This window comes from Bacteroides sp. Ga6A2 (assembly GCF_000702225.1).
Taxonomy (GTDB): Bacteria; Bacteroidota; Bacteroidia; order Bacteroidales; family Bacteroidaceae; genus Ga6A1.
In genome coordinates this window covers 15,573-38,622 of record NZ_JNKX01000033.1, presented here as the reverse complement: position 1 = coordinate 38,622, position 23,050 = coordinate 15,573, and the positions used below count along the sequence as shown (strand labels likewise).

Below are 23,050 nucleotides of genomic sequence, written 5' to 3'. Positions count from 1 at the left end.
ATCTTTGCGCCGCAAACCGATGCAACGCCTGCACGCAAATGCGTTTTTGGCAGAGTGACTGTGCATCAAATAATTGTTGTTAATATTAAAGGTAAAGATTTGTAATGAAGAAACTATTTATCGCCTTGGTTCTGTGCTTTGTTTATATTGCTGCGTCGGCTCAGGAGATTACCGGCGTTGTAACAGAGTCGACAACCGGCGAGCCTATTCCTTATATGAATATATTCTACGACGGCAAGGGTATCGGTACGATTTCTGATGTTGATGGAAACTTCACGCTGCCGCTTCATCCGGAGTGGAAGAAACTTACGTTCTCTGCCGTTGGATACGTTAAGAAGACGGTAACAATCAGTTCGTCAACGCGCCGACTGAAGGTTAAGATTCAGCCCGACGATGTTCAGTTGAGCGAGGTTGTGGTAAAACCGAAAAAGCAGAAGTACAGCCGTAAGAACAATCCGGCGGTAGAACTGATGAAGAAGGTTATTGCCGCTAAGAAGCAGAGCGATTTGGCTCAGCACGATTTTTATCAGTACAACAAGTATCAGAAGATAACGCTCTCGTTCAACAATATGGATTCGACAAAGATGAATGAGGGAATCTTCAAGAATATGCCGCAACTCAAGAAGCAACTCGAAGTCTGCCCCGAAACGCAGAAGCAGATTCTGCCTGTGTCGGTAAACGAGACGGTTACGCAGCGCATCTATCGCAAAGACCCTAAGAGCGAGAAGGACATCATAAAGGGAATGAACAATCAGGGTGTGAACGAGCTGCTCAACACGGGCGACATTCTCACAACCGTGATGAAGGACGTATTCACCGATGTGAACATCTACGACGATGAGATAAGACTTCTGCAATATCCGTTCAACAGCCCTGTGAGTAACGCCGGAATCGGGTTCTACAAATACTATATAATGGACACGCTGATGGTTGACAACGCCAGATGCATTGACGTTAGTTTCGTGCCTAACAATTCGCAGGATTTCGGATTTTCCGGTCACGTTTATATCTTTGCCGATTCGAGTTATCAGATAAAGAAATGCTACCTCAATATTCCGAAGAAAAGCGACATCAACTTTGTCGATAACATGCAGATTCTTCAGGAGTTCGAAACGCTGCCGTCGGGCGAGCGCGTGCTTGTGTCGGACGATATGCTTGTCGAACTGAAGGTGGCAAACTTCATGAATTCATTTCAGGTTCGAAGAATTACGAAATACAAGGATTTTGCTTTCGACGAACTTCCGAAGCAGCTCTTCAAACGCAAGGGCAGGGAGATTAAGGAGGCTGATGCCATGATGCGCGATGACAGCTTCTGGAAGGAATACCGACAGGTTGAACTGAGCAAGAGCGAGGGCGACATGGATGTGTTTGTAAAGAGTCTTCAGCAGATAAAGGGCTTCAAGTACGTCCTCTTCTGTCTGAAAGCCCTAATCGAGAACTTCGTTGAGACGGGCGACAAAGACCATCCGAGCAAGATTGATATCGGTCCGTGCAATACCATCATCACACAGAATTCGGTTGACGGATTGCGCCTGAGAGCGAGCGGACAGACAACGGCTAACCTCAACAAACATTGGTTCTTCAAAGGCTATGGCGCATACGGATTCCGCGACAGCCGGTGGAAGTACATGGGCGAGGTTGAATATTCGTTCAACAAGAAGGAGTATCTTCCGCGCGAGTTTCCAAAAAACTCTATCGCCTTCCACTATCAGTACGATGTGGTTTCGCCAAACGACAAGTTTGTGCATACCGACAAGGACAATATGTTCACCTCGTTCAAGTTTACCGATGTGAACCAGATGCTTTACGAGCGTTACGGTCAGCTTACATACGAGCGCGAGTACGAGAACGGTTTCAAGATGCAGGTTCAGTTACGTAACAGTAACAACGAGGCTTGCGACCAGCTGAAATATCGTTATCTGCCAAACCACCGCGACGTTAATTTCTACTACGACCGTAAGGATTTCACCACCAGCGAGGCGACGGTCTTCTTCCGCTTTGCGCCGGGCGAGACATTCATCAACACAAAGCAGCGACGAGTGCCTATCAACCTCGATGCGCCGGTGTTCACCATCAGTCACACAATGGGCTTTAAGGATGTGCTTGGCGGAGACTACAAGTACAATTTCTCAGAAGTGACTTTCTACAAACGCTTGTGGCTCACTTCGTGGGGAAAGATTGACACGCACATCAAGGCTGGTGCACAGTGGAACAAGGTGCCTTATCCTCTGCTTATTACGCCGGCGGCGAATCTGTCGTACATCATGGAGGACGAGACTTTCAACCTCATAAACAACATGGAGTTCCTGAACGACCGCTATGTCTCTTTGCAGACTTCGTGGGATTTGAACGGAAAGATTTTCAACCGAATTCCGCTGCTGAAAAAACTTAAATGGCGCGAGTTCATCGGCGTAAACGTGCTGTGGGGAAAGCTTACTGACAAGAACAATCCGTTCCTTGCGCAGAATCAGAATTCTGATATTCTGATGGATTTTCCGGCTTACTATAATGCCGACGGAACATATCGCATCGGCGAGGACGGAAATCCAATCTACCGCAGTTATGTTATGGACCCGAAACGGCCTTACGTAGAGGCCATCGTGGGAATCCACAATATTTTCAAACTTGTCCATGTCGAATATGTCAGAAGACTCAACTATCTCGATCTTCCGACAAGCACGAAGTGGGGCATTAGGTTTATGTTTAGGGTAACTTTCTAAAAAACATATTATGAAGCCATTAGCAGAACGCTTGCGACCTCAGTCGCTCGACGATTACATAGGACAGAAGCATCTTGTTGGCGAGGGTGCTGTGCTCCGGAAGATGATTGACGGCGGACGTATTTCGTCGTTCATCCTTTGGGGACCTCCGGGAGTGGGAAAGACTACGCTTGCCAACATCATCGCCCACAAACTCGAGGTGCCGTTCTACACGCTGAGTGCTGTCACTTCGGGCGTAAAAGATGTGCGCGAAGTAATAGAGAAAGCCCGAAACGGACGCTTCTTCACGCAGGCAAGTCCGATTCTTTTCATTGACGAGATTCACCGTTTCAGCAAGTCGCAGCAAGATTCGCTTCTCGGTGCGGTGGAGCAGGGCGTTGTAACCCTTATCGGCGCAACAACCGAGAACCCTTCGTTCGAGGTAATCCGACCGCTCCTGTCGCGATGCCAACTCTATGTTCTGAAGAGCCTCGAAAAAGACGATTTGCTCGAACTTCTGCATCTGGCAATAAAGAAAGATGATATTCTGAATAAACTGAATATCAGGCTCGAAGAAACCGATGCAATGCTCCGGTATTCTGGCGGTGATGCACGGAAACTCCTCAATATTCTCGAACTTGTCGTTGAGGCCGAAGGCGCGTCAGACGATTCGGAAATCGTCATAACCGACGATAAGGTTGTGAACCGTCTTCAGCAGAATCCGTTGGCTTACGATAAGGATGGTGAGATGCACTACGACATCATCTCTGCCTTCATTAAAAGTATCCGCGGAAGCGACCCCGATGCCGCAATCTACTGGCTTGCCCGCATGATTGAGGGCGGCGAAGACCCTGCATTCATCGCCCGACGGTTGGTCATAAGTGCGAGCGAGGACATCGGTCTTGCCAACCCGAATGCTATGCTTTTGGCAAACGCCGCCTTCGATGCCGTGATGAAAATTGGTTGGCCCGAAGGTCGCATTCCTCTTGCCGAAGCCACAATCTATCTTGCCACAAGTCCTAAGAGCAATTCAGCCTACAATGCCATAAACAGTGCGCTCCAACTCGTAAAGCAGACAGGAAATCTGCCTGTTCCGCTGCATCTGCGCAATGCTCCTACAAAACTGATGGCTGATTTGGGCTACAGCGACGGTTATAAGTACAGCCACGACTATCCCGAACATTTCGTCCAGCAGCAGTTTATGCCCGACGATTTGCAGAACGTAAGAATCTGGCACGCTCAGGAAAATCAGGCTGAGCAGAAGCACCGCGAACGGATGATGAAGTGCTGGGGAAGCCGCTACGAAAAGTAAATTTCAACACAAATAATAATGACTATGAAACGAATACTGCTTGTCTTGTTTGCCGTGCTGACTGTTGCTGTCGGCGCGCGTGCCAGTCAGCGCGATTCTGCTCAGGCACAGAGGATTGCCGTGGCTTTCTTGCAGAAGTATGCACCCGGTAAAAGTTCGTCGCTAACCCTTGCCCACATCGGGCGGAACAGCAAGCATAAGCTCGTCTACATCTTCAATAGGGCAAACAACGGCGGATATATCATGGTCTCTGCCGATACTAATACCGAAGATGTGCTGATGTACAGCGAAAGCGGAAAGTTCGATTGGGACTTGCTACCGATAAGCATGAAGACGATGATTAGCGACTATGGAAGGCAGATTTCTTTCGCTATAGAACATCCCGAACTGGCATCTAAGACGACTTCGACCCTGAAGCCTCAGACTGCCATCAAACCACTCCTGAAAACGGCTTGGGGACAGTACGAACCATATAATTCGGCTTGCCCAGTAAAGGGCGGAAAACGTTGTGCCACAGGCTGCGTTGCTACGGCTATGGCTCAGGTCATGAACTTTTACAAATATCCTGCAACAGGCTATCCGTGGCAGAGTATGCTTGGCTCGTACAATTCAAAGTCTCCGAAGGCGAATGTCGATGCCGTATCGAAACTGATGCTCGATTGCGGTCGCAGTGTCAAGGCTACTTACGGCGAGGAGACGAGTGCGCCGATGGTTGACGTTGTTTCGGCTTTGCGCGATAAATACAGCTACGACCCTTCGATGATGTATGAAGAACGAGTCTTCTATTCCGACGATGAATGGCGGAAAATCATCTGTGCCGAGCTTTCAAACGGTCGCCCCGTGGTTTACAGCATCCGCACGGAACTCGGTGCGCACACTTTTGTCTGCGACGGAATAAACCAACTCGGATATTTCCACTATAACATGGGGTGGGAGGGCGATGAGAACGGATATTATCTGATGTCGGCTCTCAAACCCGGAATGGCCGAGAAATTCACTTTTACGGGATGTCTGCACTATATCATTACAGGCATAAAGCCAAGGGCTTCGAAGTTCTACAAAAGCGAGATGCGTTGCTTCGAATCGCTCACCGGAGGTGTTGTAAAGGAAGGCGGTTCTGATGTTTTTGAACTGAAGGGAAAATTCCAGAACTATTCGATGTTCGACATGAGCGGAACATTCGGCAGCATCGTTGTAAACGAGGCTACAAAGGTTGAGACTTTCATTCCATATCAGAAATTCAGCAAACTCGAATCGCGTCATTATTTCAGTCGCATAAAACTCAGGAGCGAGGATATAACCGAGGGTGGCTCGTACCTCGTCTATCCAGCTTATATGCTCGACGGAACGAGCGTTGCCAAGAAGATGAGGCTTCAGCGTGGTTTGCAGCCTCCGCGTCTCAATATCAAGGCTGAAGGCTTCGGGGTGGTTCTCACAAGCGGCATAAAGGCTGTGAAAGGCGTTGGAAACAAAGTTGAGGTGGTTGTAAATCTGAAGGCGAACAAGCCTTTGCCCGATGCCGAAATCTACGCCTTTGTTTTCCCTGTCGAAGGTGGTAACTCGCTTGCTTACACCGTTCCGCTGAAAATCAGCATGGAGCAGGGAATGCAGAAGAATTTCGTCCTTCGCGGCGATTTTACGAGCGGAAAACCCGGACAGAAATACAACGTTGCCGTCTTTCTCGAACTTGCCGGCGAACGTATAAAACTCGCTCCAAACTACATGAATTCTACAGAATTGAAGTGGTAAGAAAAAACTCGCAACCAGACATTTAATTGGTTGCGAGTTTTTTTACTTTTTATAGCTTTTGTGAATCCTCTTTTCGAAATCCTTGTGGTAGTCGAAGTGCGACTTCTTTTTGTCTTGCTCCTTCTTTCCCTTTTTGTTGTTCGACTTTGATTTCTGAGGCTCATCGCGTCGCTTTCTATCATCCCTGTAATCTTGCGGTTGCACATCATGATAGAGCTTGTCCAGAAGGTCTTTGCGGTTCATTCGGCGGAGAGCGTTTGCAATGTTTCGTCTCTCCTCAGGCTTGTACCAAAAGAAGAATTGCCTCTGCTCAAGTTTCTCCTGCGGATTCTTCGCGCTGAAAACCTCCTCCATCGTGTACGGATGATAACCGGTGTACCAAGCCTCTGTACTCACGGTCATTGGGGTAGGAGTGAAGTCTTGAACCTGTTCCAGATGGAAGTCTAGGTCTTTCGTCAGAACCGCCAACTCTGCCATGTCTTCGGCAGTACAACCCGGGTGACTGCTTATGAAGTACGGAATAATCTGTTGGTGCATTCCCGTCTCCTTGTTTATTTGGTCGAAGATGTGCTTGAATTCGTAGAACTGCGTGAACGAAGGCTTGCGCATCAGGTACAGAACCTTGTCCGAAGTGTGTTCCGGTGCTACTTTCAGACGTCCGCTTACATGCTTTGTTATCAGTTCCTTAGTATATTCGCGATTCACTTTGTTTACTTTCTCGTCGCCCGAATCGTGTAGCAGAAGGTCGTATCGCACGCCGCTTCCAATGAAACTCTTCTTTATGCCCGGAATCTTGTCCACAGACTTGTAAATGTCGAGAAGTTGACTGTGGTCGGTGTTCAGATTCTTGCATACCGAAGGGTGGATGCACGACGGACGCTTGCACTTGTGGCAGATGTCGAGATTCTTGCCGTGCATTCCGTACATATTTGCTGACGGACCGCCCAAATCTGACAGATTTCCCTTGAAGTCGGGCATCTCGGTTATGGCTTTCACCTCTTTCATGATGCTCTCCTTGCTTCGGCTCGTAATGAATTTTCCCTGATGAGCCGAGATGGTACAGAAGGCGCATCCGCCGAAACAGCCTCGGTGAAGGTTTACCGAGAATTTAATCATGTCGTACGCCGGAATGCGCTTTCCCTTGTATTTAGGGTGGGGCAGACGAGTGTACGGAAGGTCAAAGCAGGCATCAAGTTCGCCTTGCGTCATTGGCTGGAATGGCGGAGTTACAACGACATATTTGCCGTCGGTTTCCTGAAGTATTCGCTGAGCCGAATACTTGTTGCTTTCTTCCTCGATATGGCGGAAGTTCTCGGCCTCGAACTTCTTGTTTTTCAGACACTCTGCATGCGAGTGCAGAATTAGGTCGTCGCTCCTTATTCCACCGGGAATACGGTCTTCTTTCAGCCACATAACGGTCTGGTTGACAGGGTGTCTGAAAAGAATATCGTTAAAAAGTTCGGTCGTTACCTTCTCTTCGTCGTAATGAAGTCCGTCGAGAAGAGCACGGCATAGAGCCACCGTGTTTTTTTCGCCCATTCCGTAGAGAATCATATCGGCTCCGCTGTCGCATAAAATGCTTCTGCGCAGCGAATTCTGCCAATAATCGTAGTGGGTGAGTCGGCGCAAGGATGCTTCTATTCCGCCCAAAACAACAGGGACATCGGGCCAGAGTTGCTTCAGAATCTTTGAATATACGATGCTCGGATATTCCGGACGTTTGTCGTGCCGACCATCAGGAGTATAGGCATCTTCAGAGCGAAGACGCTTGTTTGCAGTATACTTATTAACCATGGAGTCCATGCAGCCCGGCGAGATGCCGAAGAACAGACGCGGTCTGCCCAACTTGCGAAAGTCGCGCAGGTCGTCTTGCCAGTTGGGTTGCGGCACAATGGCAACTCTCAGCCCCTCGGCTTCGATTATTCTGCCAATTACTGCCGCTCCGAACGACGGGTGATCAACGTATGCATCTCCACTGAACAGGATGACATCAAGCTCATCCCATCCCCTCAAATCTAATTCCTTTTTTGTTGTAGGAAGCCAGTCTGATAATTTGAACTCCTTCATTTAGTTAATTTTGTTCTGTAGCCTTGCCGCACCACTCAATGTAAAGCAAAATGAGGTTGTGCAGTCCAAAGGCTTTCATATCGCTATTGTAAATAACGTCGAAGCAGAGGTCGAGCAGGTCTTTTCTGTCTTCTGTCTGCGACTCTATCATCGAGCGTATTGTCATTTTCAGTTTGTCAAGAACCCCTTCGTCAACGATTCCATTACTGTCTATAAGGTTCTGAAACAGTGAGTATTTGTGGATTGTGTTAAAGTGCTCGTCAAGAATGTTGATTGAGCGTGTACCTGATTCGTTAGCTTGTATTGTGTACATAATTTATTATGGTTATAGTTATTTTGTTTTAGCAAAGATAGCAATAAATTTGAACTTTATGTGGAAAATATGTAAAAAGAGTACAAAAAAGCCGTAATCAACATTCTTTGTGTGATTACGGCGCATTAGTTTTCAACTGCGTTGGTGCATTGACCAACCTGATGTCCTGCTCTCTTAGATTGCATAAGGGTTGTTCATTAAGTTCATACCATTAGCGTTCAAGCCCTTGAAAAACTCCTTTGCAAATCTTACTGCGAATTTAATCATTGTATTCATATCTCTTAAAATTTAAATTGTTTGTAACTCTTTTTTCTTCTCTTCTTCTTTCTTAATACATTTTTTGCTTCTGTCAGCCCACTTCTCTTAGAAGTTGTAAGGATACATCATGTAGTTCTTACCGTTCTCGTTAAGACCTTCTTTGATGATCTTCTTAACCTTAGCTGCTACAAATTTCATTTTCTTCATAAAGGTTCTTTTTTTAGTTAATACTCAATGTCTTTCTGTTTGACATTGCAAAGATATGAATAAAATATGTTTTACAACATAAAACAGCGAGAAATATATAAAAAAGCACCGTTTTTTTGATTATTATCAAGAAAATGGTGCTTTAAGAGTATGTTTTATAACATTATTTTATCTTTTCCGTTGTGCAATGGTCAGCGATGCATATTCATCCCACTCGTTGTATGTAACGTCAAAGTCGCCTTCGTTGTTTACGTATTCAACTCGGATTCCGCCTGCTCTTTCCTGTTCTTCGCCTGGCTCATAGCCGCGTCCCTTAAAATATTTCAGAATCTGCTTGAATGCTTTCTTGTTTGAGTGCATGTAGTTAATTTGATTTCCCTGAACCGGGTCGTATTCTATCGTAACGGTTGCGTATGGCGAATCGTTAACCTTCATGCTGTTGTCTTCGGAAACTGTAACGTTCTTTGCCCATACAATTCGCTTCGGACCATTCTCTTCGGTCTGAAACTGATATTGCAGACCTCGTGGACTAAGGAAGTTTGTTGCCTGTCTCAGCGATTTGTCCATCAGTGCAATAAGGTCTTCGGCATAGATGTCCTGAGCCTGAATAAACGTAGACGATAGGCAGAATATAAGGAGTGCAATGTATTTTTTCATCTTCTTAAACTTTTTAGAGTTGTACAATAGTTCGTTTTAATGCGCATATGCAAATATACAAATATTTTTTCATTTGCTTGTTTTGAAAAATAAAAAACACCAACAAAGTTATTGTTGATGTTTTCTGTGGGCAGGGACGGATTCGAACCGCCGAAGCCGTGAAGCAACAGATTTACAGTCTGCCCGTTTTAACCACTTACCTACCTACCCGGCCGCTTTATTTTTCAAAAGCGATGCAAAGATAGCACTTATTTTTGAAACAGCCAAGAAAATATTGGTATATTTTTCAGAATAATGCTTTTCAAATTAAAAGTTCACCATTTTTATGGCAGTAACGGCGCATTCATCGCCCTTGTTTCCAAGTCTTCCACCTGCGCGTTCTTCGGCTTGCTCCATGTTGTTGGTTGTAAGAAGTCCGTAGATAACAGGAATCTCGCCCTCGGTATTGAGTTGAGCCAATCCCTGAGTTGTGCCAGCGCAGATGTAGTCGAAGTGCGGAGTGTCGCCTCTAACAACGCAGCCTATGGCGATAACGGCGTCGAACTTTCCGCTCTTGCTCATCTTCTGAGCACCGTAGATAAGTTCGAAACTTCCCGGAACCATCTTCATTTCAATGTCGTCTTCCTTAACACCATGCTTCAGGAGAGTGTTGCGTGCTCCCTCGGCAAGTGCAAATGTTATGTTGCTGTTCCACTCGGCAACAACGATGCCGAACTTCTTGCCCTCGGCATTTGGAACTGAATCGAAGTCGTAATCCGACAGATTGTGATATTTTGTAGCCATATTAGTTTTTTGTTTGTGGGTTGAAAAATTAAAAGGTGCGTTCTATAGTCAGAGCGCACCTTTGGTATTTATAATATAAGGTATATTATTTAATATTTGCCTTTGCGCGCTCAATGTACTTGTCGATATCCTGAGCCTGCATTGACTGAACATACTTTGTCTTGATCTGCTCGTAGCACTCAAGAGCCTCCTTGTAGTTGTTCTGACTTTCGAGAATCTCGCCTGCCTGAACAAGGAAGATTGGGCTGAGAGAGTTGTTGTCGGCCTTGCTTGCAGCCTTCTTGAGGGTGCTTACTGCCTTGTCGTACTCTTTGAGTTGTGCGTAGCAGTTGCCCAGTGTTCCGAGTGCTGAAGGACCAACCATCTGGTCTTTTCCGTCGAAGTCCTCAAGATATTTTACAGCCTCTTTGTACTTGCCTGTCTGTGCGTAGCAGATGCCTGCGTAAGCGTTTGCAAGGTTTGCAGCATCGGTGCAGCCGTATGTGTCGATGATTGAAAGGAAGCCCGGAGTGCCTTTGTCGCCCTTCAGAGCCTTCTCAAAATCGCCCTCGTTAAAAAGTTGCTGTGGCTTTGCAAGCTCTGTTGATGCCTTAATCTCGCGAGGACCGAAATAAAATTCCTTGCTAAGGAAGAAGGCCGCAATCACTGCAAGAACAGCGCCTGTTCCTATAAGCAGACCCTTCTTGTGGTCACTGATGAATGCCTCAGACTTAGAGATGGTTTCTGCAAATCCGTTGCTCTCATCATTGTGCTGCTCGTTAGCAGCAGTCTCTTTCAGATTGTTATTTTCTGCCATTATTTTTTATTTTTTATTATTTTCTTAGTTTTAGCCTCTATGTCGGCGTGCAAAAATAGTTTTTTTATTCCGATTGATGAAATTTATTTGCAGTTTTTTTACTTTTTCTTGAAGATTAAGTTTATTTTTGCAGTCCGAACAAATGATGATATGCAGTTAAACCATATTTCGATTTTAAACTACAAGAATATACAGGAAGCAGGTTTGTCGTTGTCGCCCAAACTGAATTGTTTCATCGGCAGCAACGGCGAGGGAAAGACGAACATACTCGATGCGGTGTATTTCCTCTCATTCTGCAAGAGCGCAAACAATTCTGTAGATTCGCAGGTAATCCGCCACGGTGATGACTTCTTCGTTATTCAGGGACAGTATGTCTCTGAACAAAATGATGCCGAGGATATATACTGCGGAATGAAGCGCGGCACGAAGAAGCGTTTCAGACGTAACAAGAAGGATTACAAAAAGTTGAGCGAGCATATCGGACTTATTCCGTTGGTGATGGTGTCACCCGACGATGCTGAACTTATCTCGGGCGGAAGTGAGGTTAGGCGTAAGTTTATGGATGTCGTAATATCGCAGTACGACCGCGAATATCTCGACGCGCTAATCCGCTACAACAAGGCCCTTTTGCAGCGAAACACTCTGCTGAAGATGGAAGAAGAGCCTGACTGGACACTCGTCTCGTTGTGGGAAGAACAGATGGCTATCGAGGGTGACAAGATTTTCAGGGCGAGAACCGAGTTTATCTCGGCGTTCATGCCTATTTTTCAGAAGTTTTATCAACTAATATCGTCAGAGCACGAGACTGTTGAACTCGAATATGTTTCGCACGGACAGAGAGGCAATCTGCTTGATGTAATACAGCGCGACAGGGCCAAAGACAGAATCGTTGGATATTCGCTTCACGGCGTTCACAAGGACGATTTGATAATGTCGCTCGGCGGATTTCCGCTAAAGAAGGAAGGCTCGCAAGGACAGTGCAAGACATTTGTCGTTGCGCTGAAGTTTGCGCAGTTCGATTTTCTCCGCCGAACAGGTAGAAAGACGACTCCGATTCTGCTGCTCGATGATATTTTCGACAAACTCGATGCGCGTAGGGTAGAGCAGATTGTAAAACTTGTGGCGAGCGATGAATTTGGTCAGACATTTATAACCGACACAAACAAGGATAATCTCGATGCCATTCTGTCGAGCATGAATGGCGAGTATAAACTGTTTGATGTGTCGGCAGGCGAAATAAAAGAAAGACATGTTTAGACGAAAGGAACAGTCGATAGGCGAGGTGCTGAATTTTTTCTTGCGCCAGAATGGACTTGAATCTCCGCTAAACGAGTTTCATTTGATGAACTCGGCATGGCGCGATGTTTTAGGCAATGCCATTATGCGCTACACGGGCGATATGTTCATCAAAAATCAGACTTTGCATGTCGAGATTAAGTCGCCGGCTCTGAAGCACGACTTGTTTCTGCGTCGCGACAGACTTGTGCAGCAACTCAATGAAAAGGTTGGCGCTCAGGTTATTACGTCTATAATGTTCCACTGATGATTTCGTGCATCTTGATGTCGTGCTCTTCGTATGGCAGTTTGTCAAAAAACTGAAACGGAAAGCATATTCCAATTCGGTAGACATCGGGCATCTGGCACAGAAGTTTGTCGTAATATCCCTTCCCGCGTCCAAGTCTGTTGTTCTCTCGGTCGAATCCAACTCCGGGGACAATGGCAACATCAATTTCTTTAAGGTTTGTAAACGGCTCTCCGCAGGGTTCAAGAATGTTGAAACTGCCAAGTTTCAGGTCGTTGTCGCCGGTGTATCTTCTTATTTCGAGAACATCGCCAACCACGACAGGAAGTAGAACCGTCTTCTTCTTTGCCAGTAATTTTACAAAATCGTGCGTGTTCACCTCGTCGGGAAGCGAGTGATATAGCAGAATTGTCTTTGCATCGCTGAAGTGACGGTTACTTGCAAGTTGCTCCAACACTTGGTTAGAGTATTGGAGCAACTGCTGTGGAGTATACTGCTTCTTGACCGAGGCAATATGTTTTCTTATTTCTTTTTTGTTCATTCGAATTGCGAAATTGCTTTCTTTACGGTTGCGTCTTGCTTGTTCTTGAACTCTATGTAACTTTCGATGTCAAGCATATTGTAGATTACGCTTCCGATGAGTGTGTTCTCGAACAGGTTGTAACTTTTCTGAATCATCAGATTTCTGCGTTTCAAGCCTTTCTTCTCGGCATAGTTTACAAACTGATTAACCAATCCCTGATTTTTCAGATACTTGGCGAGTTCGCTGCTTGTGCCGTATTTCTGCATTTTTTCGCGGTTCTCGTCGGTGTACTGATATGCAAATTCGAGCACAAGACCTGAGTTTACGGATTCTCTATAATATGATGTTATAGATGTTGTGTCTTCTGGCACGAAGATATCTGGCATGATGCCACCACCGCCGTAAACCGTGCGTCCTTTCAGTGTCTTGAACTTAGGACCGTTCTGCTTTATGCTGTCTTGTGAGAAGAATTCTCCTCGCTCGTATCTGGTAATCAAGTCCATCTCGTAGTTTTCATCGTGTCCCTTTTCGTAAGGTTTTTGGATACATCTGCCCGAAGGACTGTAATATCTTGCTATCGTCAGACGGATTACTGAGCCGTCGCGGAAGCCCATAGGCTGTTGAACCAGACCTTTTCCAAACGAGCGGCGGCCGATGATATCAGCGCGGTCGTTGTCTTGCATTGCTCCGGCAAAAATCTCGCTTGCCGATGCGCTGCCTTCGTCAATCAGTACGCACAGCGGAATGTTTCTGTATGCGCCTTTTCCGTCGCTTCGGTAATCTTTGCGAGGATGCTTTCTGCCTTGCGTGTAAACGATAAGCTGGTTTTTCTGCAAGAATTCGTTCGACATGTTTATGGCTGCGTCCATTATTCCGCCTGTATTTCCGCGAAGGTCGATGATAAGTTGCTTCATTCCAAGTTGACTGAGTTGCGCGAGGGCAATCATCATTTCTGAATAAGTTGTCTCGGCAAACTTGTTAATCTTCAGATAGCCAACGGTTGGGGTGATGAGGTAAGAGGCATCAACGCTTCTGACAGGAATATCGCCACGGATTATGGTGAAGTAGAGCGTTTTGTTAACTCCGCGACGCTTGATGCCCAATTTAACCTTGCTGTCCTTCGGACCTTTCAGACGGCGCATTGCCTCTTGGTTCGTGACTTCTTTGCCAACGAAAGGCTTTCCGTCTACTGAGATGATTCGGTCGCCCGGCATGATTCCAATCTTCTCCGAAGGACCTCCCTTAATCACGTTGTTAACATGTATTGTGTCCTTGCGGATTGTAAACTGAATACCGATTCCGCTGAAACTGCCTTTCAAATCATCGTCGGCAGCCTGCGCGTCTTTTGCGCTGATGTAGACTGAGTGAGGGTCGAGTTCCGACAGAATCTCGGACATCGAATTCTCAACAAGTTCGGCTTCATCTACTGAATCAACGTACTGGTCTTCGATTATTCTCAGAAGGTCGTTTAGTTTATTGGAAGATGTGTTTATTATACCTAATCTGTTGCCAGTGAAGTGGTTGGTGTAGAACATTCCGATGATGATGCCCACAACAATGCTCACGGCTATTATCAGAGGTACGAAACGTGGTGAACGGTTATTGCTCATAGTGCTTAACTTTTTCTCTTTTTACTCTTATTTTTCTTCGTGAACATCGAGGAAAACTACCTCGATGCCTGCTCTCTCAAGAAGTTCGATTCCGTCGCTCAGACGATATTTCTCGCCGTAGACAACCCTTTTTATGCCAGCCTGAATAATCAGTTTTGCACATTCTATGCAGGGCGATGCCGTTACATAGAGTGTTGCTCCCTCGCTGCAACTGTTGCTCGTGCGTGCCAGTTTGGTTATGGCGTTTGCCTCGGCATGCAGAACGTAGGGGAATGTTACGTTGTTCTCGTCCTCGCAGACATTCGGAAATCCCGACGGAGTGCCGTTGTATCCGTCGGAAATTATCATGTTGTTCTTCACCATCAAGGCTCCGACCTGACGGCGTTTGCAATATGAGTTCTCGGCCCAGATGCGAGCCATTCTCATGTATCTCGAATCGAGTTCTTCTTTTTTGTTCATAGTTTATATAATGGCGTTACGCTTCAGCAGGGCATCGATGCTTGGCTCTTGTCCGCGGAAACGCTTGTAAAGTTCCATCGGATGCTCTGTTCCGCCTTTCGAAAGAACCTCGCGGCGGAATTTCTCTGCTGTTTCTGTGTTGAATATGCCTGTTTGCTTAAAGAGCGAGAAGGCATCGGCATCAAGCACCTCTGCCCATTTGTAGCTGTAATATCCGGCTGAATATCCGCCGCTCATGATGTGCCCGAACTGAACGGTCATGCAACTTTCTGGGATGACTGGCAAAACCTGAGCCTCTTTCCATGCGTTTTGCTCGAATGTCTTGATGTCCTCGTCGAAAGCCTCGGTCTTTGTATAATAAGCCATGTCGAGGAGTCCGAAACTCACTTGTCTGAGACATGCGTATGCGCAGTTGAAGTTTCGGCTTGCGATGATTCTGTCAATCAATTCCGAAGGCATCGGCTCGCCTGTTTCGAAGTGCGATGCGAATGTGTTCAGGAAATCAGGTTCAACGGCATAGTTCTCCATAAACTGCGATGGCAATTCTACGAAGTCCCACCATACGTTTGTTCCGCTCAGTTCGGCATACTTCGTATTGGCGAACATGCCGTGAAGCGCGTGTCCGAATTCGTGAAGGAACGTCTCAATCTCGCCGAGCGTAAGCAGGGCAGGTTTTGACGGCGTCGGCTTTGTCAGATTCATCACAATGCTTACATGCGGACGGTGGTTAACTCCGTTTTCATCGATATACTGCTCTTTGAATGATGTCATCCATGCACCCGAACGCTTGCTCTTGCGTGGATGGAAATCGGTATAGAGAACGGCAAGGAAAGAGCCGTCTTTGTCGAACACTTCGTATGCCGTTACATCCTGGTGATATACGGGGATATCCTTGTTTTCTTTGAATGTTATTCCGTAGAGTTTTGTTGCCAGTCCGAAGACACCTTTCTTAACCTTGTCGAGTTGGAAGTAAGGGCGCAGCATCTCAGGGTTGAGGTTGTGTAGTTCCTGCTTCAGTTTGTTTGAATAGTAGGCAAAATCCCACGGCATTATTTCGATGTCCGAGCCGGTAAGTTCCTTAGCCTTGGTTTTTACGGCTTCAATCTCCTTGTGTGCAGTTGGTTTGTAAGCCTCGAGAAGTTGGTTCAGTAACTTGTAAACGTTTTCAGAATTGCCTGCCATGCGCTCTTTCAGAGTGTATTCGGCGTATGTGCTGAATCCCAAAAGTTGAGCCTTCTCGCGACGGATGTTTACGAGCCTCTTTACAATTTCCTTGTTGTCGAATTCATCGTCGTGGAAGCATTTTGTGTTATAGGCACGATAGATTTTCTCGCGCAGTTCGCGCTTGTCTGCGTATGTCAGGAACGGACTGTAACTTGGTGCTTCGAGCGTGAATACCCAGCCGTCCAGACTGCGCTCTTCGGCAGCCTGCTTTGCCGCCTCTACCGAACTTTCGGGAAGCCCTGCCAAATCGTCTTCGTCTGTGATGTGAAGAATGAATTTTGCGTTCTCTTTCAGATTGTTCTGCGAGAACTTTATTGTTAGTTGAGACTTTTCTGCCTCGAGAGCCTTCATTTTTTGTTGGTCTTCGTCGCTTAGGTTTGCGCCGCTTCGTACAAAACTGTTGTATGTCTTGTTCAGAAGCATTGATTCCTCGGCATTGAGGGCTGGCTTCTGCTCGTAAATAGCCTTTACTCGTGCAAAGAGTTTTTTGTTGAACATAACCTCGGTGCTGTGCTCGGTTAGTTTCAGCGAAACGTTCTCTGCCACCTCGTCAATTTGGTCGTTTGTCTCGGCACTCATCAAGTTAAACAGAGTGTTGCACACGTTGTCCAGAAGTTCGTTTGGCTTAGCGAGAGCCTCGATGGTGTTCTCGAAAGTCGGTGCTTCTGGGTTTGATGTGATGCGTTCTATTTCATCATTGGCTTTGTCGAGTGCTATTTTCAGTGCAGGCTCAAAGTCATCAACATGTATCTTGTCGAACGGGATTGTTCCGTGCGGAGTAGTCCATTCTTGCAGAAACGGATTTTGTGTCTCTCTGTTTTCTTGATTCATTTTTTAGTCTATTGAATTTGATTTGCAAATTTGCAAAAAAAAAAGTAGTTGAAAAACATTTTTATTAACTTTTTATGCTGTTAGATATAAAAATGTTAGCAGGTATTTTGTTGCCGATTTCTGTTTTGAGAAAAAGAAAGAGGCTGTCGACATGATTGCAGACAGCCTCCTTAATACTTTTTTGTGCGTAATTTCTTTACATGATTTCCGATTCTTCTCTCATGTCGAGTTCCTCGCCCTTTTCGTCGATGAATTCGTACTGTAAGAATGCCAATTCCTGTGAAGGAATTACCTTGAAGCCAAAGCCGTACTTGAATTGCCATTTTCTCTTGAGCGAGATGAAGCCTTGATTTATGTAGGCAGCAATGTAAGGATGTACGTACAACTTAAACTTCTTGATTCCCAACTTGTGAACCAGATAGTCAATTTTACTCTCAATCATGTCGGTGAACAGGATAGACGACTTAATCGTGCCCTTTCCGTTGCAGGTAGGACATGTCTCATCTACCGTTACATCCATTGCAGGGCGTACTCTCTGACGGGTTATCTGCATCAGACCGAACTTGCTAAGAGGCAGAATGTTATGGCGCGCGCGGTCTTTCTGCATGTTCTGACACATGCGCTCATAAAGTTTCTGTCTATTCTCGGCTTGAGTCATATCGATGAAATCTACAACGATGATTCCACCCATATCTCTCAGTCTTAACTGTCGTGCAAGCTCATCGGCAGCACCAAGGTTTACGTCAAGGGCATTGGCTTCCTGTCCGTTTTCCGATTTCGAACGGTTTCCGCTGTTCACATCAACCACATGCAGAGCCTCTGTGTGCTCTATAATAAGGTATGCACCGTGCTTGTAGCTGATTGTCTTGCCAAAGGATGACTTTATTTGCTTTGTGATGGCGAAGTTGTCGAAGATAGGTAATTGCCCCGTGTAGAGTTTTACTATGTCGGTCTTTTCTGGTGCGATTATCGACACATAATCCTTCACTTCGTGGAACACTTTCTCATCGTTTACATAGATGTTCTCGTATGAAGGGTTGAAAAGATCGCGCAGTAAAGCCACCGTACGGCTTGTCTCTTCGTGCACAAGCATAGGCGTTTTCTGGGCGCTCATACACTTTGCAAGTGCGTCTTCCCAATGTTTGAGCAGCATTTTAAGTTCGGCATCCAGTTCGGCGGCTCTCTTGCCTTCGGCAACGGTGCGTACGATAACGCCAAAGTTTTTTGGCTTTACGCTGTGTATAAGTTGCTTAAGACGGGCTCTTTCCTCGCCAGATTTTATCTTTGATGATACCGAAACCTTGTCGTTGAAAGGAATCAGTACAAGGTAGCGTCCTGCGAATGATATTTCGCATGTTAGTCGCGGACCTTTGGTAGATATAGGCTCCTTAACAATCTGAACAAGAACCTCCTGTCCTTGCTGCAAAGTGTTCTGCACGCTGCCTCCCTTGTCTATATCGGGCAGCACAGTGGCCTTTGAAATAGGGTAGAGTTTTTTGCGGTCGCTTAAAACCTGCTTCAAATATTTGGCGTGAGAGTTGAATTGAGGACCAAGGTCAAGATAGTGTAGGAATGCATCGCGTTCAAAGCCGACATCGACGAAACATGCGTTCAGTCCCGGCATCAGCTTGCGTATCTTTGCCAGATAAATGTTGCCCACAGAAAAAGAGGCTGCGCGGCCTTCCTTCTGGAACTCAACCAAGCACTTGTCTTCGAGTAGTGCTATTGATATGTCTTTGGGGCGAACATCAACAAAAACTTCGCTTTTCATTCTACGAACTGTTTGGTTAGTACTCAAAACTACTTGTCGACTTATAAATAAAGAACAAACCTATAAGTTTCAGGGCTTACAAGTTTGTTCTTTTATAAAGTCTGACAGACTTTAGCTTTTTTACTTGCTCTTATGTCTGTTCTTTCTTAGTCTTTTTTTACGCTTGTGAGTAGACATCTTGTGTCTTTTTTTCTTTTTTCCGCTTGGCATTGCTTAGAAATTTAAATGATTAATAATTTTGTTAACTAATTCTCTTATTCTATAGACAATTACTTATCAAGAGTAAATGCCTTAGATGGCTTGAATGATGCCACATCGTGCTCTGCAACGGTGATGGCTGTACCCTTTGAGATGTTGCGGGCAATCTTAGCCTTGCGAGTCTTAACGACAAAACTGCCGAATCCGCGAAGGTAAACATTTTCCTTATTGTTAAGTGATTCCTTAACCACATCCATAAAGGCTTCAACAGAAGTTAGAACGGTTGTTTTATCGATACCTGTCTTCTTTGAAATTTCGCTTACGATATCTGCTTTAGTCATATCTAAATTATACTATTATTACTTTTCGGAGTGCAAATATAGTGCTTTTCGTCAAACCACGAAAATAAAATCATAAAAAAGTTGATTAAATGGCTAAATATTAGCATTGTAGTTGTTTTTCTTGTCAAAATACATTATATTTGCGCTGCTATATAATAATTGATAAACTTAAATTAAAGTATTTATGTCATTAAACAAGGTCATGCTTATTGGCAACTTGGGACGCGATCCTGAAGTAAGATATGTAATGCAGGACGTGCCGGTTGCAACATTTACGGTGGCTACGACCGAAAAGGGCTACCGACTTGCCAATGGTACAGAAGTTCCGGAACAGACAGAATGGCACAACGTCGTGCTGTGGAAAGGTCTGGCAAAAATCGCCGAGCAGTATCTGCACAAAGGCGACAGGGTTTATATCGAGGGCAAGATTAAATCGCGCACTTACGACGATAGAAATGGTGTGCAGAAACGTGTTATAGAGATTATTGCCGACAATATGGAATTGTTGGGAGGAGGACGACGTCCGGAACAGACGGTTGTTGCTCCTGCGGCGGTACAGCAGCCTGTGGCTCAGCCAGAGGTGCAGACATCTAACGATGAACAGACGCCGTTTTGATTGTTGAACTAAATTGATTTTAATTGGACTCCGAATCTTATTTACAGATTTTTAGTAACATAAGCCTGACTACTCCTTCTGTGGGAGTAGTCATTGCTATGATTATAACTTTGATGCTGCTGTTTATGTCGGGATTTGTCAGCGCATCTGAAATAGCTTTCTTCTCTTTAGCCCCGACAGACCTTAATAAAATAGAAGAAGGTGACAGTTCTACCGACAAAAGGATAATCACGCTGCGCTCAGATTCTGAGCGATTGCTTGCTACCATTCTTATTGCAAACAATTTTGTTAATGTGCTGATTATCATGCTGTGCAACTACATTATCTCGTGCGTTCTGCATTTTGGCGTAGGCTCTGAGGTTGCCGAGTTTGTGTTCACAACGGTTATTCTCACGTTCTTGCTGCTTCTTTTTGGCGAGATAATGCCAAAGATCTATTCGGCTCAGCACACACTTTCGTTCTGCCGGATAGCCGCGCCTGCAATCTCGTTGTTGCGTACCATTTTCTATCCGTTTTCATCGCTTTTAGTTCATTCTTCGTTCATTGCCGAGAAGGTGGCTTCGAAAGAGTCTCATTCAATAAGTGTGGAGGAACTTGATCAGGCACTCGAACTGACTGATAAAAAGGAGATTGCCGAGGAACGAAATATGCTGAAGGGCATCATCAGATTTGGCGACGAAACGGTGAAGGAGGTGCTCACATCGCGCCTCGATGTGGTTGACCTTGAGATGAGTACGCCGTTCAACGAAGTTTTAAAGTGCATCGTCGAGAACAATTATTCGCGCATTCCTGTCTATCTTGGCAACAAGGATAATATAAAAGGTGTGCTATACATCAAGGATTTGCTTCCGCATCTTGGTAAGCCGAACAACTTCAGATGGCAGTCGCTAATCCGTCCGCCGTTCTTCGTGCCTGATACAAAGAAAATCGACGATTTGCTTCGCGATTTTCAGGCAAACAAGGTACATATAGCCATCGTGGTTGACGAGTTTGGCGGAACAAGCGGAATTGTTACGATGGAGGATATAATCGAAGAGATTGTTGGCGAGATAAATGATGAGTACGACGAGGAAAATGCTCTGTTCGTAAAAATAAAAGAGAATGTTTACATCTTTGAGGCAAAGGTTATGCTTTCTGATTTTTACCGAATACTGAAACTCGAAGATGATATTTTCGAAGATGCCGAAGGCGATGCCGATACGCTTGCCGGTTTGCTTCTGGAGTTGAAGGGAGAATTCCCGAAGGTTCACGAAGTCATCCCGTACAAAAATTTCGATTTTGAGATTCTTGAAATGAACGACCGTCGTATTCTGAAGGTGAAGGTGACAATAAAATCGGCTGCCGAAGGCGACAAACCTAAATCGAAAGAGGAGGCAAAGGCTTGATGGATTTTTCGGAATGGAAAGTTGAACGCAGTCGCTTTGTTGAAGGCAAGCATTTTCTTGCTGCCCATTGCGGTGCGGTTAGGATTTATGCTATGAAGTTGAGCGAACCGCTCGACATGATGCTCGACTGTCTGCCAAACAAGGCTCGTTATCAGGCTAAGATTGACACCTTCAAGGCGTCGAGCCGAAAACTTGAATGGATTGGCGTGCGGTTTCTTCTGTATCTTGTCCGTGGTCTTGACGAGGAGATTGTGTATAAAGAAAACGGTTCTCCAATATTCAGACAATCAGATGTTTATATTTCTATTTCTCATTCAAGAGGGTGGGCTTCTGTTGCGTTGTGCAACGAGCATCCGATCGGTTTGGATTTGGAAAAGAAGTCGCCGCAGGCTTTTAGAATCCACACGCATTATATGGAGACTGATGAGCCTTTATGGATTGAAAGTCAGCAACTTCTCGAAGATTCGTCACTTGCCGTATGGTCGGGCAAAGAGGCGGCCTACAAACTTCTCGACAAGGAAGGCGTTGATTTTAAGAAACAGATGAAAGTCATTGATTATCATCGGTCAGACGGAGCGTTTACTGATGGTTTCATGATTATGAAACAATCTGTAAACGCGACTTTTGCCGACACTCTGAAAGTCTATTATCACTTTGCTGATGAGTACGTTATAACCTTGGCTGTGCCTTGATTATTCGGTTATCTCGCCGCAGATTGATTGCGTCATTTTTTCTCTTACTTCGGCTGGCGACATGCCATGACCGAGTAAGAACATCAGTTTTGTAATTGTAGCCTCGAGTGTGCAGTCGTGGCCACTCACAACGCCGGCCTCAAGCAGTTGGACACCAGTCTGATAACGGTCCATCTCAACGTTTCCTGCAAGGCATTGGCTGATGTTTACCACGACGATTCCGTTGTCCACGGCATATTTCAGGCAATTAACAAGCCATTCTTTTTGCGGAGCATTGCCCGAGCCGAATGAGCGCAGAACGATGGCATGAACCGTATTGCTCGTAACAACTTGTCTGATGATGTTTTCTTGAATTCCCGGGAAAAGCGTAAGCACAATTACGTTTGAATCATAGACGTAATGTGGGTTGAGAGGCTTGTCGCTCGGCTTTCTTATCAGCGATTCGTTGTAGTTAATGTGGATTCCTGCGGTTGCAATAACCGGATAGTTATATGAGCAGAAGGCAGAGAAATTCTCGGCATTTATCTTCGTCGTTCGGTTGCCGCGCATCAGTTTGTTGTCGAAGTAGATGCACACTTCAGGAACCATCGGCGTGCCGTCGGGATGTTTTGCCACGGCAATCTCGATGCTCGTTATCAGATTTTCCTTTCCATCGGTTCTGAGTTGTCCGATTGGAAGCTGACTTCCTGTAAGGATAACTGGTTTTGACAGATTCTCGAGCATGAAACTGAGGGCAGATGCCGTGTAAGCCATCGTGTCCGTTCCGTGAAGAATCACGAAGCCGTCGTACAAATTGTAATTGTAGGTGATTATCTGCACGATTTTCGACCAAATCTGCGGCTCCATGTCCGATGAGTCGATTGGCGGGTCGAACTGATATGTTACGATTCGATAGTTAAATCGCTTCAGCTCAGGAACCTGCTCGGCAAGATAATCGAATTTGAAACTTTCGAGAGCCCCAGTTTCGGGATTCTCAATCATTCCAATAGTTCCGCCTGTATAAATCAGCAAGACCGATGGTGTATGTGTTGTGATAA

General features: G+C 45.6%; 20 protein-coding genes and 1 tRNA gene. 8 read left to right on the top strand and 13 right to left on the bottom strand.

The window, feature by feature from the left end:
- Positions 1-104: 104 nt before the first annotated feature.
- The 3 genes from T538_RS0109475 to T538_RS0109465 are packed head-to-tail and all read left to right on the top strand — an operon-like array spanning position 105 to position 5,760.
- A complete protein-coding gene (locus tag T538_RS0109475; RefSeq protein ID WP_031533536.1) occupies positions 105-2,720 on the top strand; it encodes a DUF5686 and carboxypeptidase-like regulatory domain-containing protein in 2,616 nt (871 codons plus the stop codon).
- Between the two features lie 7 nt (positions 2,721-2,727).
- Positions 2,728-4,011, top strand: coding sequence for a replication-associated recombination protein A (locus T538_RS0109470; RefSeq protein WP_031533535.1), 1,284 nt, complete (start codon positions 2,728-2,730; stop codon positions 4,009-4,011).
- 24 nt (positions 4,012-4,035) lie between these two features.
- Entirely contained in the window at positions 4,036-5,760 is a 1,725-nt protein-coding gene (locus T538_RS0109465; RefSeq protein ID WP_031541090.1) for a C10 family peptidase, read from the top strand.
- A gap of 42 nt (positions 5,761-5,802) precedes the next feature.
- Here the strand turns inward: T538_RS0109465 and T538_RS0109460 are convergent, their stop codons facing one another.
- The 6 genes from T538_RS0109460 to T538_RS0109430 form a co-directional block, all read right to left on the bottom strand.
- Positions 5,803-7,827 (bottom strand): YgiQ family radical SAM protein, encoded by a 2,025-nt coding sequence (locus tag T538_RS0109460; protein ID WP_051656000.1) that lies wholly within the window; start codon positions 7,825-7,827, stop codon positions 5,803-5,805.
- Between the two features lie 4 nt (positions 7,828-7,831).
- Positions 7,832-8,140 carry a hypothetical protein gene (locus tag T538_RS0109455; protein WP_031533531.1) on the bottom strand — a complete coding sequence of 103 codons (309 nt, stop codon included), beginning with the start codon at positions 8,138-8,140 and terminating at the stop codon, positions 7,832-7,834.
- Positions 8,141-8,773: 633 nt separating this feature from the next.
- Positions 8,774-9,262, bottom strand: coding sequence for a hypothetical protein (locus T538_RS0109445; RefSeq protein WP_155993094.1), 489 nt, complete (start codon positions 9,260-9,262; stop codon positions 8,774-8,776).
- A gap of 127 nt (positions 9,263-9,389) precedes the next feature.
- Positions 9,390-9,472, bottom strand: a tRNA-Tyr gene (locus T538_RS0109440).
- A 96-nt stretch (positions 9,473-9,568) separates the two neighbouring features.
- Entirely contained in the window at positions 9,569-10,045 is a 477-nt protein-coding gene (gene ribH / locus T538_RS0109435) for a 6,7-dimethyl-8-ribityllumazine synthase (protein WP_031533528.1), read from the bottom strand.
- An 85-nt stretch (positions 10,046-10,130) separates the two neighbouring features.
- A complete protein-coding gene (locus T538_RS0109430) occupies positions 10,131-10,841 on the bottom strand; it encodes a tetratricopeptide repeat protein (RefSeq protein ID WP_031533526.1) in 711 nt (236 codons plus the stop codon).
- 150 nt (positions 10,842-10,991) lie between these two features.
- Between T538_RS0109430 and T538_RS0109425 the strand changes: the two genes are divergently transcribed.
- Positions 10,992-12,098, top strand: a complete 1,107-nt coding sequence (locus tag T538_RS0109425) for a DNA replication/repair protein RecF (protein ID WP_031533525.1) — start codon at positions 10,992-10,994, stop codon at positions 12,096-12,098.
- Positions 12,091-12,384, top strand: a complete 294-nt coding sequence (locus tag T538_RS0109420; RefSeq protein WP_031533523.1) for a DciA family protein — start codon at positions 12,091-12,093, stop codon at positions 12,382-12,384. Before T538_RS0109425 ends, T538_RS0109420 begins: the two co-directional genes overlap by 8 nt.
- On the opposite strand, the gene T538_RS0109415 is transcribed toward T538_RS0109420, so the two are convergent.
- The 6 genes from T538_RS0109415 to T538_RS0109390 form a co-directional block, all read right to left on the bottom strand.
- Complete coding sequence (locus T538_RS0109415; RefSeq protein ID WP_031533522.1) at positions 12,368-12,904, bottom strand: 5-formyltetrahydrofolate cyclo-ligase; 537 nt, start codon at positions 12,902-12,904, stop codon at positions 12,368-12,370. The two genes, T538_RS0109420 and T538_RS0109415, sit on opposite strands and share 17 nt — an antisense overlap.
- The gene (locus T538_RS0109410) at positions 12,901-14,496 is read right to left on the bottom strand and encodes a S41 family peptidase (protein ID WP_051655999.1); all 1,596 of its coding nucleotides are present in this window, start codon (positions 14,494-14,496) and stop codon (positions 12,901-12,903) included. Before T538_RS0109410 ends, T538_RS0109415 begins: the two co-directional genes overlap by 4 nt.
- Before the next feature lie 27 nt (positions 14,497-14,523).
- A complete protein-coding gene (locus T538_RS0109405) occupies positions 14,524-14,955 on the bottom strand; it encodes a deoxycytidylate deaminase (RefSeq protein WP_031533520.1) in 432 nt (143 codons plus the stop codon).
- 3 nt (positions 14,956-14,958) lie between these two features.
- A complete protein-coding gene (locus tag T538_RS0109400) occupies positions 14,959-17,010 on the bottom strand; it encodes a M3 family metallopeptidase (RefSeq protein ID WP_031533518.1) in 2,052 nt (683 codons plus the stop codon).
- Positions 17,011-17,206: 196 nt separating this feature from the next.
- Positions 17,207-18,781 carry an Rne/Rng family ribonuclease gene (locus T538_RS0109395; RefSeq protein WP_031533517.1) on the bottom strand — a complete coding sequence of 525 codons (1,575 nt, stop codon included), beginning with the start codon at positions 18,779-18,781 and terminating at the stop codon, positions 17,207-17,209.
- 269 nt (positions 18,782-19,050) lie between these two features.
- Entirely contained in the window at positions 19,051-19,320 is a 270-nt protein-coding gene (locus T538_RS0109390; RefSeq protein WP_031533516.1) for an HU family DNA-binding protein, read from the bottom strand.
- A 184-nt stretch (positions 19,321-19,504) separates the two neighbouring features.
- On the opposite strand from T538_RS0109390, the gene T538_RS0109385 reads away from it, so the two are divergent.
- From T538_RS0109385 to T538_RS0109375, 3 genes are read left to right on the top strand one after another with little or no spacing between them, the layout of a single operon-like run.
- Positions 19,505-19,936 (top strand): single-stranded DNA-binding protein, encoded by a 432-nt coding sequence (locus T538_RS0109385; RefSeq protein WP_031533514.1) that lies wholly within the window; start codon positions 19,505-19,507, stop codon positions 19,934-19,936.
- A gap of 23 nt (positions 19,937-19,959) precedes the next feature.
- A complete protein-coding gene (gene gldE / locus T538_RS0109380) occupies positions 19,960-21,321 on the top strand; it encodes a gliding motility-associated protein GldE (protein WP_031533513.1) in 1,362 nt (453 codons plus the stop codon).
- Complete coding sequence (locus tag T538_RS0109375) at positions 21,321-22,013, top strand: 4'-phosphopantetheinyl transferase family protein (protein ID WP_031533512.1); 693 nt, start codon at positions 21,321-21,323, stop codon at positions 22,011-22,013. The genes gldE and T538_RS0109375 overlap by 1 nt, the downstream gene beginning before the upstream one ends.
- Here the strand turns inward: T538_RS0109375 and T538_RS0109370 are convergent, their stop codons facing one another.
- Complete coding sequence (locus T538_RS0109370) at positions 22,014-23,048, bottom strand: type I asparaginase (RefSeq protein ID WP_369794988.1); 1,035 nt, start codon at positions 23,046-23,048, stop codon at positions 22,014-22,016.
- Positions 23,049-23,050: the final 2 nt, after the last annotated feature.

Coding starts and splice junctions, on each gene's coding strand:
- T538_RS0109475 (WP_031533536.1), top strand. CDS start 105: ATGAAGAAACTATTTATCGCCTTGGTTCTGTGCTTTGTTTATATTGCT.
- T538_RS0109465 (WP_031541090.1), top strand. CDS start 4,036: ATGAAACGAATACTGCTTGTCTTGTTTGCCGTGCTGACTGTTGCTGTC.
- T538_RS0109460 (WP_051656000.1), bottom strand. CDS start 7,827: ATGAAGGAGTTCAAATTATCAGACTGGCTTCCTACAACAAAAAAGGAA.
- T538_RS0109455 (WP_031533531.1), bottom strand. CDS start 8,140: ATGTACACAATACAAGCTAACGAATCAGGTACACGCTCAATCAACATT.
- T538_RS0109445 (WP_155993094.1), bottom strand. CDS start 9,262: ATGAAAAAATACATTGCACTCCTTATATTCTGCCTATCGTCTACGTTT.
- ribH (WP_031533528.1), bottom strand. CDS start 10,045: ATGGCTACAAAATATCACAATCTGTCGGATTACGACTTCGATTCAGTT.
- T538_RS0109430 (WP_031533526.1), bottom strand. CDS start 10,841: ATGGCAGAAAATAACAATCTGAAAGAGACTGCTGCTAACGAGCAGCAC.
- T538_RS0109425 (WP_031533525.1), top strand. CDS start 10,992: ATGCAGTTAAACCATATTTCGATTTTAAACTACAAGAATATACAGGAA.
- T538_RS0109420 (WP_031533523.1), top strand. CDS start 12,091: ATGTTTAGACGAAAGGAACAGTCGATAGGCGAGGTGCTGAATTTTTTC.
- T538_RS0109415 (WP_031533522.1), bottom strand. CDS start 12,904: ATGAACAAAAAAGAAATAAGAAAACATATTGCCTCGGTCAAGAAGCAG.
- T538_RS0109410 (WP_051655999.1), bottom strand. CDS start 14,496: ATGAGCAATAACCGTTCACCACGTTTCGTACCTCTGATAATAGCCGTG.
- T538_RS0109405 (WP_031533520.1), bottom strand. CDS start 14,955: ATGAACAAAAAAGAAGAACTCGATTCGAGATACATGAGAATGGCTCGC.
- T538_RS0109400 (WP_031533518.1), bottom strand. CDS start 17,010: ATGAATCAAGAAAACAGAGAGACACAAAATCCGTTTCTGCAAGAATGG.
- T538_RS0109395 (WP_031533517.1), bottom strand. CDS start 18,781: ATGAAAAGCGAAGTTTTTGTTGATGTTCGCCCCAAAGACATATCAATA.
- T538_RS0109390 (WP_031533516.1), bottom strand. CDS start 19,320: ATGACTAAAGCAGATATCGTAAGCGAAATTTCAAAGAAGACAGGTATC.
- T538_RS0109385 (WP_031533514.1), top strand. CDS start 19,505: ATGTCATTAAACAAGGTCATGCTTATTGGCAACTTGGGACGCGATCCT.
- T538_RS0109375 (WP_031533512.1), top strand. CDS start 21,321: ATGGATTTTTCGGAATGGAAAGTTGAACGCAGTCGCTTTGTTGAAGGC.